The following is a 13619-nucleotide window of genomic DNA, read 5'->3' on the forward strand; positions in this document are numbered from 1 at the left end:
ACTATGGAATGGTCACAGATTACGGAACATCCTGATTTATTGTTGATGTTGCTCGCGCCAATATTCTTTCTTTGTATTGCGGCAGAATATTGGTTTGGGCAACGTGGTGGTCGATTACCTGAGAGTGCGCGATATTACTTGCCAGAAGTCGTGTGTAACTTTGTATTGGCTGGGCTTCATCAAGCGACAGATATCTTAACAGGGCTGTTGATCGCTAAACTGTATTTGTGGTGGTTTGGTTGGCGCTTGTTTGATATCGAGATGACGGTTTCTATCTTCATGTTACTCATGGTCTTGCAAGATTTCTTCTATTATTGGTTCCACCGAGCAAGCCATCGTATCCGTTGGATGTGGGCAGCGCACGTGGTGCATCACAGTTCAGAGCGCATGAACTTCAGTACCGCATTTCGTCAAAGCCTAATGTACCCATTAGCGGGTATGTGGTTATTCTGGTTGCCACTGGTCATTATTGGTTTTGATCCTAAGTGGGTGGTGTTTGTTGTGCTGCTCAACCTTGGTCTGCAATTCTTTGTTCATACTCAGTCGATTCGTTCCCTTGGACCTTTGGAGTGGGTCTTCAATACACCATCCCACCACCGCGTGCATCATGGCGTGAATCGTCAATACATTGATAAAAATTACGCTGGCGTGCTGATCATCTGGGATCGCATGTTTGGAACATTCGAGCCAGAAGTAGAAACCGTCCGTTATGGCATCTCAAAGCCCGTTAACAGCTTTAATCCTATTACCGTGACGTTCGCGGAATGGAAAGATATGTTCAAAGAGGTGACTCGTCCCAATTTGTCTTGGCGTCAGCGCTGGCGGTGCTTGTTTGCTCCTCCGTCCGATACAATTGAGTAACGGTTCTGAATGATTAACTAAACGCCATACTATTAATGCTTGACAGTGTTCGGTGATGTTGCTTTAATGAGTATGGCGTTCTGTAAGTTTTAAGGGATCTACGATGACATTTAATCGAGTTTTCTCAATCGTAACGATGACAGTGGCTACGCTTGGCTCTGGATACGCATACGCAACGCCTGCTTTTAATGCAGAGCAGTTGTGTAAAGCAGGGTTGGCACTGGCTATTGATAAGCAGCCTCGCGGGATTAAATCCGCGGGAACATCGGGTCAACGTATTTTGCTTGCTTTGAAAAATGGCAAAAACGATTGGGATTACCGCTGCATGGTGAATCGTCAGAATCGTACGTTAAAGATTGATTCTAGAGACTTGAAGCGAAATGACAAATACTTCGCCCAAGCAATACGTTATCGCGTCAATGAAGGGAAGCGATCGGTTGAGGTCACCATGAAGAAACGCGCTGGTGGCGGGCTGAAAAACGATACGTTCACGACACTTCAGTTGGAGTAACCCCAAAGATATGGGGAACATCATAACGAAGACGCGCCCCTGCACTCTGCAGGGGCTTTTTTATGCCTGCGGTTAGAGGTAGCAAATACAGAGATCGATTACAGCCACAGCATGATAGCAATGAAGTACGAATTTAAAGGATATTTTAGGGGACTGATAAAGAAGTTAGCTTGAGGAGAAAGCTTGGAGCGGGCAGCGGGAATCGAACCCGCATCATCAGCTTGGAAGGCTGAGGTAATAGCCATTATACGATGCCCGCGCATCGATAGGACTCAGTCAATATGCCAGATTGAGTGCAAAAGAAAAGTCTTTTTTGCTCAATAAGTTGCTTAGTGAGTAAATAAATACCGATTCGTTCAAAAAGTGCACAGTGCTGTTGGCGATATGTCGCTCTGAATACGATTTCGCTTTATCTATCAACCAGTGATTTTCTCTGTTCTTACTCTCTATTGCGTCTTGAATTTGAACCCTGGGCATTCATGGTCAAGACTAAATGTTGAAATGATTCAATATTTTCTCAGGTTCGTAAGATTAAATACCACAACTTGCCGAGAGAGACCGGCGTGATAGAGAGGAGAATGAGTATGTGGAAAGGTTTATTGGCAATGCTGTTTGCTATCTCGCTGGTCGCTTGTACCACGGTAACGACCGATGTCGACAAGCAAGCGGATTTCTCATCCTACAAGACGTTTGATTTCGGTGAACAATCAGATACCCCAACCAGTTTGGATGCTCGTCGTATTGAGCAAGGGTTGGCGGCTCAACTGGAATCCAGAGGATTATCGCGCGTGAAAAGCGGGGGGGATCTGTACGTGCACCACGACATCATCAAGGAGTCGGAGATCGTATCTTCTGGTTCAAGCTTTAGTGTAGGTTACGGTTGGAACAGCTTTGGTGTGGTGGCGTCCAGTCCAGAGCGTTATAAGGAGAAGAAGTACGGCAAATTGGTCGTTGAGCTTGTCGATACTAAAGCCAATCAAGTGGTGTGGAAGGGGGTTTCTAGTCGTAAACTCACCGAGTCCATGAGTACTGAAAAACGCGAAGAGTTGATTTCGGAAGAAGTCACGAAAATGTTTGAAAACTACCCTTACGGCAAAGAGTAAATTCAAGGTTAGATTATCGTCTAATTGCGGCAATAATTATTTGCAAAACGCTCTTTTTATTATCGATTGAGAATTTGAATTGCAAATTTGCACGCACGGAGTTACAACAGCGTATCGTTGTGGTTTAGGTGAATTCTGTGCGTGCTTACTTAGTCTGTGTATTAGGACTCTTTGTTGCGCTGATGGCTTTTGGGTTGAGTCAGGCTTCACCGTCACCAAAAATCTCCTACGCTGTCAGTTACACCTCTTCATTGATTGATGGCGAGGCACATTTAGAGAAAGCCCCGTTTTCTCCTTCACGTAAAGTCGCTGCGAGCTTATTCAGCCGCAACGCACTCCGCGTTAACCATTCCAATACATCGCCAGAATCGGACGATTTCGATGTGCTACCTGCACGTTGGTTAAATGACGTGCAGGATTTCAACAAATGCGTGTTTACTGACGTAGCGTTGCCTGTCATTCAAATTTTTTATTCACACTCCAAATATCGGCTGGGGGCAGGGCAAGAGTCCAACCTGATCTATCGCTTTATTCATGCGCGGTAATTCCTATTCATTAATTTTCGAAATTTGATTGTGATGTTTAGGAGTTTGTTATGTTTGATTCAATTACGCAGGTGCTGTTTGCTTTGTGGCACCAAGACTTTACTGCACTGATGGCACCGGGTAGTGCAGGTCTTATCTACTTTGTAGTGGGTGCGCTTATTTTTCTCGAGAGTGGTTTTATTCCCGCGGCACCTTTCCCTTGTGACAGTGTTGTTGTGCTTTCTGGCACTTTGGCGGCGGTGGGCGTACTAGACCCAGTGATGATCATGTTGGTGATCGTGGTGAGTGCGGCAATGGGCAGTTGGGCTGCGTACCTACAAGGTAAATGGTTAAACCGTTTACCAAAGGTGCAGGGGTGGGTAAATGCAGTGCCAGCAAAACGCTTGGAGCAAGTTGACATGTTACTTGGTAAGCATGGTTTAATTGCATTGTTCTGCGCGCGTTTTATTCCTGTTGTTCGCTCTTTGCTGCCATTAATGATGGGCTTGCGCGTTAATCGCGTGAGTAAGTTCCATTACTTCGCATGGTTGAGTGCAATTCTATGGACTCTGCTGCTTTGTGGTTTAGGTTTATTATTGCCTCTACTGCCAGAGAAGCTTAACAAGATTGTGACCATGGGATTGATGGCTGCACCGGTGATTACCCTGACTATTGCCATTATGAGCTTTGTATTGGTGAAGGTGCGTAAGGCTTGGGGTAAATCGAAAACCACGCCGCAATTGCCATAGTCGTATAAACCTGAAGCTCGAAAAGCAAAAAAGGCGCGATGATCGCGCCTTTTTCGTTCTCTACGTAATTTGAATTGAGCGTGAATTAGTAGCCATTCCTGTAAAGGTATTCGCCTACTTCTTTACACTCAGTTTTGTAGAGCTGTTCCATCTTGGCCTCATCCATGCCTTTTGCTTTGAATTCGGTCTCTGCCGAAGATAGCTGGCTGAATGTGTAACCACGTACTGCCATTAAGTAATGACGAAACATTGCACGGTGCTCAGGAACGGCAGTTCGGGTGTTAGACGCATTGGCACACTCCATCAGAGAGCTGTTGCTCATTTCTTCTGGTTTTGCTGCGTGCGTAGTTGTTGTGAATAAAGTAATAAGCGCCAAAGTGGCAATAGTCGCGATTTTTTTCATAATCAGGATCTCGAGTTAATTCGGTGTTCAGATGAGATCATCCATGGCTGGTACTGACGGTTTCCATATTGTGTCAGTACAGTCAATGTGCGAGCTAAGCGTCGCGACTGTGTGCAAACACGTACAGTAAATTGGCTTGCTTCCATCTAGCTAGATGATACGAGCGACGGTATGCAAATACATCGGCAGCATCGGGTAATGGCGTTGCTTTGAGCGCTATGTCCAACAGTGATGGAGACAAAAACGCGACTAACAGGTGATAGTCGGGCGTTATATTTAGTGGTAACTCACCATCGTTACCGGATGTACGGCGACAAGGGAGTAAACCAAGCAAATCACGTTTTAGGTGACGAAAGTAACCGTCTGGACTCCAAGAGTCGCGAGTACTCCATGCACGATAAGGCGCTTTTATTGCGTGATAATCGTATTGAGTGAGCTTATAAAGCTTTTCTGAATGCGTGTAGTGGAATTCTGAGGATGGCTGATTTTGCGCTGCAAGCATTTGCCCTGAGAACAGGGAGAGTGACGACAAAAGCAAAAGGCGAAATACGTGAACCAAAACTAACCCTAAAACACTATGGAATCGATATTCGTTTGCTGCCTGAAGGTGGCGCTTTCGTATACTAACGACTTGCTGAAAGGATGAACAGTTTTTTGTCGCATTAAAAAAGGGAGCGTATTAGCTCCCTTTTCAACATTAGGTCAAGAAACCTTAAGCGCTAGCGTAGATAACACTGCCACCTTTAATGGTGTCGATGATTTCTCGTGATAGTTTCTGTGGTAGAGCGGGGCAACCCCAACTGCGACCAAGATAACCATTCTTCTTAATAAAAGAAGGATTCGCGTAGTCTGCACCATGAACCACGATGTAACGCTCTCGTGCTTTATCGTTAACGCCGGATGTAAGTCCATCCAAGCGAAGTGAATACCCGTTAGAACCATAGTATGTGGTATCGGTTAAGAATGTTCCTAGAGAAGTTTTACGAGAGTTCACAACATTAGAAAACTTCGTTGCGGTCTTCTTGCCGCTGTTTACGCCGTGAGAGACATAAGTATTAAAAATGAGCTTCTTCTTGTCCAAATCGACCACATAAAAGCGTTTTTCAGTAGATGGTTTACTGTAATCGATTATGGTCAAAAGTGGCTTTTTGCGATCTGAGGTTTTCTTATAAGCTAAGAACGCATCATTGAATAAACTGAAGTCAATGACGCCTTCCAACTTGGCTTCTTTATATGTCTTTTCAACAAGTTGTTTAGTGGCTTTCGTTTCCGTCGCTTTACCTGAATGATGAGCAAAGGCAAAAGGCGAAACTGCCAACGATGTCCATATCAATAATAAAAATAGCTTTTTCATTTGTACTAAATAAAACTCTTGGTGCAACAAATTTAGTGATTGCTTTTTGCAGTCACTAATACAGCATGTACATCAATTTAATTCTATTCTCAATGTTGCCTATTATGCGCAGTGACACCTATTACTAAAATACACTTTGTATTTAGTAAAGATAATCCAACTAACTTGCTGAATTTAATCAACATTGAGAGGTTAATCGATGACTTTAAAAATCTTCAGAGCAAATACTAGCCGATTTGGCTAATTAATAAAACTGCGTTTACCAACATTTACTAAGCAAGATATTTAATAAAACATCGTTTAATTATAGTTTGAAAAAAATGTTGTTTTAATTCAATGGACTTATTTCTAACTTGGCATTCGACAAAAAATTTTTAGACTGTGATCCTAGTCGTAACAAATCATGACTGAATAAAGGTTAATGTATTGATAGCGACTATGGATTGCTGCGCATATTCAACCAAACGACCAGTTAGATTGTTGTATATCGTCAAGTTATTCGTGTTCATTATTCACATCATCCAAACTTTTTGTGTTAGCGTGCTATAAAACCGTTAGCAGAAGGCATTGAAGATGGAAGTTCATGAGTGTGTATCATTTATCTTAGTTAAGGGTGATCAAGTGTTATTAGAAACACGATCGAAGGATAAGGACTCTGACCCAGGTATGATTGCAATACCTGGAGGGCATATGGAGAAAGGTGAAAGCCAAGCAATGACATTGCTTAGAGAGCTAGACGAGGAGCTAAATATCAAACCGCAAAGGTGCGGGTATTTGTGTTCTTTATATCACCCAACCACAGAACTTCAATTGCTTCATTATTATGTAGTCACTGATTGGGTGGGCGATATTCAGAGCTTAGAAGCAGAGTCTGTAAATTGGTATCCAATAATTAATGCGCCTGTTGCTACGGAAGTGGATCGCATCGCCTTAATTGAATATCAAAGATTACAGAGTGTATTAAAATCGGTATTTAATAATGGGTGCTCAATAAATAATATTTGTGGATAGTTATAATATTTTTAATTTAAAAATAAAACGGAAGTCATATTAGAAATGAAACGTTGCTGAAGAAGAAGTTAAGTAAATTATGAAATGTTGACCAGAATAAACTTTTCTTTCAGTAAGCTTTTCCTAGCCGAAACAAGAGGAAAAAGCAGCACTTAGCGTGCTGCTTTTCGTTTGCGGTATGTTTTACCTACTAAGCGATATGTGTGCTTTTAAATGGCTGATCATTAGCGGACTTCCACCAATGGCCGAGCTGTTCTTTGTTCATCGGCTTACCAAATAAATAACCCTGCATAAAGTCACAGCGGTAAGATGAAAGCCATTCGTGCATGACGTTATGCTCAATGCCTTCTGCCGTCACTTTCTTATTCTGTGCGTGGCACAGCTCTATAATTGGTTTAATGACATGACCATTATCGGTGTTCATTAAGGTCAACAAGAACTCTCGGTCAAATTTGATTTTCTGTACTGGGTACTGCACTAGTTGTGTCAAAGAAGTATAACCAGATCCAAAGTCGTCTATTGCCAGTTTGTAACCCAGCTTCGATAACTTATCGAGTAGGGCAGTACCTTGCTTGTCAGACGCGAAAGTTTCGGTAATTTCTAGCTCAATACAGCGCGTAGGCACACCATTCTGTGTGGCTTTTTCATGGATGAATTCTGCCATCGACAGCGAGTTCAGTTCCGCAGACGATAGGTTGATAGACAAAATAATGTCTTTCCCAAAGATGCTTTTCAGCTGATGGTATTCTGCCATGGCATTCGCGAATACCCAGCGGTCAATCTTTTCGAACAAACCAGTTTGTTCAGCAATAGGGATGAACTCGTTTGGTGGTACTGAGCCGATCCCTTCTGCTTCCCAACGTAATAGGACTTCCAAGCCTTCTATCTCGTTGGCATTACTGTTCATGTATGGTTGGAAAACAAGACGAAACTCTTCTTCAACGTTGGCCTTGCGCAATGCGCGTTCAATTTGGCTGCGACGTTGAGCCTCGATATTGAGCGCTGCAGAGTAGTAAGCGTATTGGTTTTTACCCGCGCGCTTAGCTTGGTACATTGCCGCGTCTGCACTAGACAAGAGCTTAGCGATATCACCACCATCTCTTGGATATTGAGCGATACCCACGCTGGCTGTCACCGGAAACGAGTTTTTTGCTGACTGAGTTAAGTTATTAATTGGCTTGAGCAACTCCGCGGCAAACAGATCGGGTAATTCGGTGTTTTCTTGATTTGAGCTGAGTAGGATTGCAAATTCATCACCGGATAAACGTGCCCCGAAACATGGGCTATTGTACTGCTGAGTGAACTTCTGGCACGCATTTCGGATGTGTTTGGAGAAGACCTGCAATAACTTGTCACCCAGTTCGTGACCGTATTTGTCGTTGACGTATTTAAAGTTATCTAGGTCGATATAAATCACCCAAAGCTGCTCTGAGGGTTCTGCTAGCTCTTGGCTTGCAAGCTCATGGAAGCGGTGGCGATTAGCCAGTTGAGTTAAGTGATCAGTTTCCGCTAAACGCTTAGTTTTGTGGTAGACGTTGTTCAGCTCTTCGTACATATCAAAGAAGCGGGAAGAAAGGCGCCCAATCTCATCATCAGTATCGAGCTTTTCAATATTAGTGCGTTTGTTGGCTTCGATTTCTCTCAGCTGTTTGTCTAGCCTAGAGACTGGACTCAAAACATAGCGGTAAAGGACTAAGACAATTAAAGTAATGGTACAAAAAGATGCGATACCAAAAGACAATGCTAGCTCTAACCAGACCTTATCTACCTTATTCCACATCAGATATTCCGCTGGCGATAAAATGGCATAGAAGTGAGGCAGAAACTGGATGGTTTGAGCAAGGGGAATATCTAAGATAATCGGCTTATCTGAAAACGTAATCACGCTGTGCGTATCAAACTCAATCTCATGCTTGATGTCATTAAACGCTTCGAGTGAGACAGACACGATAACAAAGAAAACATTTTGTGGGTCGAAGCTTAAAGGGTGCTCTCCGGTACGTTTATCAAACAGCTCGTATTGCAATAGAATGCTCTGTCCGCTGCTGTTGTAAATAAAACCGGTATGGCTTACGTCTTCATTGGTTTTAAAGCTTTTGTCGACATACTCAAGGATCTTGGGGTCGACTCGACCGTTTGAGTCGTAATATTGATTTTCGGTGTAGTAGAGGAGGTCTTGCCTACCGTCGAGGATCGCCATATTTGCATCCCCTCGATACCCGTGACTGAGTACCTCGATGGTTTCATCTAAACGTTTGAACAGTTGCCTCTTACGATAGCGGTTATCATGATTCACAAAATAATCTTGCAGCACCTCGCTTTTACTCAAGGTGTAGGCGTAGCTGTTAAGAAAAATATTGGCTTGGCGAAACTGACCAGCTAGCTTTTCCATTTGTAGCTGGATATAGCTGTCTTCCCTTTTGATTAGCGTGACTTTTTGAATGCTATAGATGATGTAACTCGACACCAGCGCGCTAATTAGAATGACAGGGGCGACAAGCAAAACGACTCTGTTGCTTAATTTCATGTATTTCTTACTTTCCGTTTGTGTCCTTACAAACGCTTCTAACCTAATGGTTTTTACCAGTTGGTTCTCACCTAAGGTATCGAACGGATGATGATACTTTCCTTGTACTCGAAGAAATTGTAAGGGTGTGTTTTTCGAAAGTCAGTGAGGTTTCCGATATTTGTGATGTCGTGAGAGGTTTTTTCATGTTCATAGGTACCACAGTCTCATAATTTGAACAGATTGTTCCAGTTGAAAACACGCTAATTAATTTGTTCGGTTTATGAATTCAGGTTGATAACGAACAGAAAGATAATTTTTCCTCGGGTGAAAACGCGATCGAAACGTTTCGATGGTGAAGTGTGATCTCAATGCCTTTTTCTTAATCAGTTGGCACTTAATTGCAGATCAATATCACACTTATTACTGTGTAACTGGTCAATTTTTTTTTACATTCTATTATTCATCGAAACGTTTCGATGTGTTTTTTGTCAATATAATGAATTATCAAAGACAGACGATCAAATTTGTACGCACGTGTAACCAAAGGTTGATGAGATGAAAAAAAGTACCTTAATTAACTCTGAAGTTTCTCGCTTGATAGCAACGCTAGGCCATACCGATGAAATCACCATTTGTGACGCGGGTTTGCCGATTCCTGACCATGTTCAACGCATCGATTTAGCGCTGTCTCATGGTATCCCTGGTTTCCTTGATACCGTTCGCGTGATTCTGTCTGAGTCTCAAATTGAAGGAGTCATCATTGCTGAAGAATTCGCAACAGTTAGCCCAGTTCATCATGATGCGTTAATTACTGAGCTAGCCCAAGAGAGCGGGCTAACTGGTAAGCCAATCGCGATTAACTATGTATCGCACGAAGATTTCAAAGTTCGAACATCACAAAGCCGCGCTGTCGTTAGAACAGGCGAGTGTACACCGTATGCGAACGTAATTTTCCAAGCTGGCGTGGTGTTTTAAACCACAATTAATTGAGGACAAATTATGGCTCAAGCCATTCTACAACTCAGCGAGATTGAGAAAGCTTTCCCAGGCGTTAAGGCGTTGGATAAAGCCAGTCTTAATGTTTACCCAGGTCGCGTGATGGCGTTGATGGGCGAGAACGGGGCTGGTAAGTCGACCTTGATGAAAGTGCTTACGGGCATCTACCACATGGATGCAGGAAGCATTAAATATCAAGGGCAGCCAGCGGCGTTTAAAGGTCCGCGTGACTCTCAAGAAGCCGGCATCAGTATCATTCACCAAGAATTGAACTTGATCCCGGAGCTAACGATTGCCGAAAACATCTATCTGGGACGTGAATTTACCGGCTCGATGGGTCGTATTCAGTGGGGCAAGATGTACGAAGAAGCAGACAAGTTGCTTCAACGCCTTAACGTGAAGCACTCATCGAAAACATTGCTTGGTGATTTGAGCCTTGGTGAACAGCAAATGGTGGAGATTGCCAAAGCGCTGTCTTTCGAATCCAAAGTCATCATCATGGATGAGCCAACCGATGCACTAACCGACAAAGAGACGGAATCGCTGTTTAAAGTGATCAACGAGCTTCGCGACCAAGGTTGCGGCATCGTCTATATCTCACACCGCCTGAAAGAAATCTTCGAAATTTGTGATGACATTACTGTGCTACGTGATGGTAAGTTCATCGGCGAGTGCGAGGTTAAAGACACCAACGAAGACGGACTTATCGAGATGATGGTAGGTCGCAAGTTGGAAGAGCAATACCCGCGTATCGATGTGAAACACGGCGATGTTTGCCTCGAAGTGATTGGCTTGACTGGTTCTGGTGTTCACGACATCAACTTCACCCTTCAACGCGGAGAAATCCTTGGCGTATCAGGTTTGATGGGCGCAGGTCGTACAGAGTTGATGAAGGTGATTTACGGCGCGCTACCAAGTGAGCGTGGCGTCATCAACTTAGACAACAAGACCATTAATCCGGTTAGCCCACAAGATGGCTTGGCGAATGGCATTGCTTACATATCTGAAGACCGCAAAGGCGATGGCCTAGTGCTGGGGTTATCCGTGAAGGAAAACATGTCTTTGTGCGCGTTGGATAAGCTCACCAAAGGTTTTCAAATTCAACACGGTGAAGAAGTTGTGGCGGTTGAAGACTTTATCAAACTGTTCAACATCAAAACGCCAACCCGAGACCAAATCATTGGCAACCTTTCTGGTGGTAACCAGCAGAAAGTGGCCATCGCAAAAGGGTTGATGACCAAACCTAAAGTTCTGATTCTGGATGAGCCAACTCGCGGCGTTGACGTAGGTGCGAAGAAAGAAATCTATCAGCTAATCAACAAATTTAAAGCCGACGGCATGAGCATCATCTTGGTTTCATCTGAGATGCCAGAAGTGCTAGGCATGAGTGACCGCATTATGGTGATGCACGAAGGTCGCATTACTGGCGAATTCGATGCGAAAGACGCCGACCAAGAAACACTACTCGCTTGTGCCGTAGGCAAGAAGATCAATAAGGAAGCAGCATGAGTACTAATACCATGAGCAAACCAAACGAAACGGGCAGCAAGAAGCTGTTCACCAAAGAATGGCTGATTGAGCAAAAGTCACTGATCGCATTGATTTTCTTGATTGTTGTTGTGTCATTTTTGAACCCAAACTTTTTTACGGTAGACAACATTCTTAACATCCTTCGTCAAACCTCAGTCAACGCGATCATTGCAGTTGGTATGACGCTGGTTATTTTGACTGCTGGAATTGACCTAAGCGTAGGATCTGTACTTGCACTATGTGGTGCCTTCGCGGCGAGCATGATTGCACTAGAAGTGCCAGTGCTTATCGCGGTTCCAACAGCATTGTTCGCTGGTGCAGCTCTAGGAGCGATCAGCGGTATCATTATTGCCAAAGGTAAGGTTCAAGCCTTTATCGCAACGCTGGTTACCATGACGTTACTACGCGGCGTAACAATGGTTTATACAGACGGTCGTCCTATCTCTACGGGCTTTACTGACACAGCAGACGCATTTGCATGGTTCGGTACAGGTTACGCTCTTGGTATCCCAGTTCCAGTTTGGTTGATGGTGATTGTCTTTGCGGCAGCTTGGTACCTACTGAACCACACTCGCTTTGGCCGCTACGTGTACGCACTTGGTGGCAACGAATCAGCAACGCGACTTTCTGGTATCAATGTTGACCGTGTGAAAATTGGTGTATACGCCATTTGCGGTATGTTGGCAGCACTTGCAGGCATTATCGTGACGTCTCGCCTGTCTTCAGCACAGCCAACTGCGGGTATGGGCTACGAGCTAGACGCTATCGCAGCGGTTGTTCTTGGCGGTACTAGCTTGATGGGCGGTAAAGGTCGCATCATGGGTACCTTGATTGGTGCTCTAATCATCGGCTTCTTGAACAATGCGCTGAACCTACTCGATGTTTCTTCTTACTACCAAATGATTGCGAAAGCAGTGGTTATCTTGCTAGCGGTACTGGTAGACAACAAAAACAAGTAATCCATAACAACTAATACATTAAAGCTAAATCCTGAATACAAACCGAGCCAGAGGACGTGTGCTGGCTCACCCTACACAAAGGACTAGAACGATGAAAAAACTCGCAACTCTTATCTCTGCTGCTCTTCTTTCTTCAACCGTATCGGTAGCGGTGCAAGCTCAAGATACCATGGCGATTGTAGTTTCTACGCTAAATAACCCGTTCTTCGTAACGATGAAAGACGGCGCAGAAGCGAAAGCGAAAGAACTGGGATACGACTTGATTGTACTGGACTCGCAAAATGACCCGAGTAAAGAACTATCAAACATCGAAGACCTGACGATTCGTGGCGTAAAGGCGATTCTGATTAACCCAACAGATTCAGACGCTGTGTCAAACGCGATTCGCATGGCGAACCGTTCTAAGATCCCTGTGTTGACACTTGACCGTGGCGCGAGCCGTGGCGAAGTAGTGAGCCACATCGCTTCTGACAACGTAGTTGGTGGTGAAATGGCGGGTCACTACATCATGGAAAAAGTGGGCGAGAAAGCGAAAGTCATCCAACTAGAAGGTATCGCAGGTACGTCTGCAGCGCGTGAGCGTGGTGAAGGCTTCATGACAGCAGTGAAGGGCAGCAACATGGAGCTACTAGCAAGCCAACCTGCTGATTTTGACCGTACTAAAGGTCTGAACGTAATGGAAAACTTGCTTGCAGCGAACCCAGACGTACAAGCGGTATTTGCTCAAAATGATGAAATGGCATTGGGTGCGCTTCGTGCAGTACAAGCATCAGGTAAAGACGTACTTATCGTTGGCTTTGACGGTACTGACGACGGCATTGCTGCTGTTAACCGTGGCAAGCTCGCAGCAACTATCGCACAGCAACCAGATCTTATTGGTGCGTTGGGTGTAGAAACTGCAGCAAAAGTATTGAAAGGCGAGAAGGTTGAGGAGTACATTCCTGTTCCGCTTAAAGTCGTGACTAAGTAAGTTTAACGCCCGACTCAGTGATTCTTTTTGCTGAAGTAACGGAATGACCCAATGAATGTGTTGGGTCATTCCAAACAACAAAAGCGGTACGTTAGAAAACTGAATCTATTTGAATCGTAATACGCTTACGTTTTTTCAA

14 protein-coding genes and 1 tRNA gene are annotated in these 13619 nt (G+C 44.1%); 10 read left to right on the forward strand and 5 right to left on the reverse strand.

Features of this window, described 5'->3' with window-relative positions; all coding sequences use genetic code 11:
* Positions 1-3 precede the first annotated feature (3 nt).
* Together A8140_RS17300 and A8140_RS17305 are read left to right on the forward strand one after the other, a co-directional pair.
* The gene (locus tag A8140_RS17300; protein ID WP_005530570.1) at positions 4-861 is read left to right on the forward strand and encodes a sterol desaturase family protein; all 858 of its coding nucleotides are present in this window, start codon (positions 4-6) and stop codon (positions 859-861) included.
* 103 nt (positions 862-964) lie between these two features.
* A complete protein-coding gene (locus A8140_RS17305) occupies positions 965-1372 on the forward strand; it encodes a hypothetical protein (RefSeq protein ID WP_005530571.1) in 408 nt (135 codons plus the stop codon).
* 184 nt (positions 1373-1556) lie between these two features.
* On the opposite strand, the gene A8140_RS17310 is transcribed toward A8140_RS17305, so the two are convergent.
* Positions 1557-1631 (reverse strand) — tRNA-Gly (locus tag A8140_RS17310).
* A gap of 325 nt (positions 1632-1956) precedes the next feature.
* On the opposite strand from A8140_RS17310, the gene A8140_RS17320 reads away from it, so the two are divergent.
* The 3 genes from A8140_RS17320 to A8140_RS17330 all read left to right on the forward strand — a co-directional run bounded on the left by A8140_RS17320 (position 1957) and on the right by A8140_RS17330 (position 3748).
* Positions 1957-2475 (forward strand): DUF4136 domain-containing protein, encoded by a 519-nt coding sequence (locus tag A8140_RS17320; RefSeq protein ID WP_005530573.1) that lies wholly within the window; start codon positions 1957-1959, stop codon positions 2473-2475.
* 137 nt (positions 2476-2612) lie between these two features.
* Positions 2613-3020 (forward strand): hypothetical protein, encoded by a 408-nt coding sequence (locus A8140_RS17325; RefSeq protein ID WP_033000040.1) that lies wholly within the window; start codon positions 2613-2615, stop codon positions 3018-3020.
* A 50-nt stretch (positions 3021-3070) separates the two neighbouring features.
* Positions 3071-3748 carry a DedA family protein gene (locus A8140_RS17330; protein WP_005431873.1) on the forward strand — a complete coding sequence of 226 codons (678 nt, stop codon included), beginning with the start codon at positions 3071-3073 and terminating at the stop codon, positions 3746-3748.
* Positions 3749-3833: 85 nt separating this feature from the next.
* On the opposite strand, the gene A8140_RS17335 is transcribed toward A8140_RS17330, so the two are convergent.
* From A8140_RS17335 to A8140_RS17345, 3 genes are all read right to left on the reverse strand, one after another.
* Positions 3834-4151 carry a hypothetical protein gene (locus A8140_RS17335; protein WP_005530575.1) on the reverse strand — a complete coding sequence of 106 codons (318 nt, stop codon included), beginning with the start codon at positions 4149-4151 and terminating at the stop codon, positions 3834-3836.
* A 94-nt stretch (positions 4152-4245) separates the two neighbouring features.
* The gene (locus tag A8140_RS17340) at positions 4246-4653 is read right to left on the reverse strand and encodes a hypothetical protein (protein ID WP_005530577.1); all 408 of its coding nucleotides are present in this window, start codon (positions 4651-4653) and stop codon (positions 4246-4248) included.
* Between the two features lie 210 nt (positions 4654-4863).
* Complete coding sequence (locus A8140_RS17345; RefSeq protein WP_005452264.1) at positions 4864-5505, reverse strand: murein L,D-transpeptidase catalytic domain family protein; 642 nt, start codon at positions 5503-5505, stop codon at positions 4864-4866.
* A 573-nt stretch (positions 5506-6078) separates the two neighbouring features.
* Between A8140_RS17345 and A8140_RS17350 the strand changes: the two genes are divergently transcribed.
* On the forward strand, positions 6079-6516 hold the full coding sequence (locus A8140_RS17350; protein WP_005530583.1) for an NUDIX hydrolase: 438 nt from the start codon (positions 6079-6081) through the stop codon (positions 6514-6516).
* A gap of 190 nt (positions 6517-6706) precedes the next feature.
* Here the strand turns inward: A8140_RS17350 and A8140_RS17355 are convergent, their stop codons facing one another.
* Positions 6707-9043, reverse strand: coding sequence for a putative bifunctional diguanylate cyclase/phosphodiesterase (locus A8140_RS17355; protein ID WP_005530585.1), 2337 nt, complete (start codon positions 9041-9043; stop codon positions 6707-6709).
* Between the two features lie 537 nt (positions 9044-9580).
* Between A8140_RS17355 and rbsD the strand changes: the two genes are divergently transcribed.
* The 4 genes from rbsD to rbsB all read left to right on the forward strand — a co-directional run bounded on the left by rbsD (position 9581) and on the right by rbsB (position 13480).
* Positions 9581-10000 (forward strand): D-ribose pyranase, encoded by a 420-nt coding sequence (gene rbsD, locus A8140_RS17360; protein ID WP_005530588.1) that lies wholly within the window; start codon positions 9581-9583, stop codon positions 9998-10000.
* Between the two features lie 24 nt (positions 10001-10024).
* Entirely contained in the window at positions 10025-11530 is a 1506-nt protein-coding gene (gene rbsA / locus A8140_RS17365) for a ribose ABC transporter ATP-binding protein RbsA (RefSeq protein ID WP_005530590.1), read from the forward strand.
* Positions 11527-12510 carry a ribose ABC transporter permease gene (rbsC, locus tag A8140_RS17370; protein WP_005431792.1) on the forward strand — a complete coding sequence of 328 codons (984 nt, stop codon included), beginning with the start codon at positions 11527-11529 and terminating at the stop codon, positions 12508-12510. Before rbsA ends, rbsC begins: the two co-directional genes overlap by 4 nt.
* A 91-nt stretch (positions 12511-12601) precedes the next feature.
* Positions 12602-13480, forward strand: a complete 879-nt coding sequence (gene rbsB / locus A8140_RS17375) for a ribose ABC transporter substrate-binding protein RbsB (protein ID WP_005530592.1) — start codon at positions 12602-12604, stop codon at positions 13478-13480.
* The last annotated feature ends 139 nt before the right edge of the window (positions 13481-13619 follow it).

Source organism: Vibrio campbellii CAIM 519 = NBRC 15631 = ATCC 25920 (assembly GCF_002163755.1).
In the GTDB taxonomy this organism is placed as follows: Bacteria; Pseudomonadota; Gammaproteobacteria; order Enterobacterales; family Vibrionaceae; genus Vibrio; species Vibrio campbellii.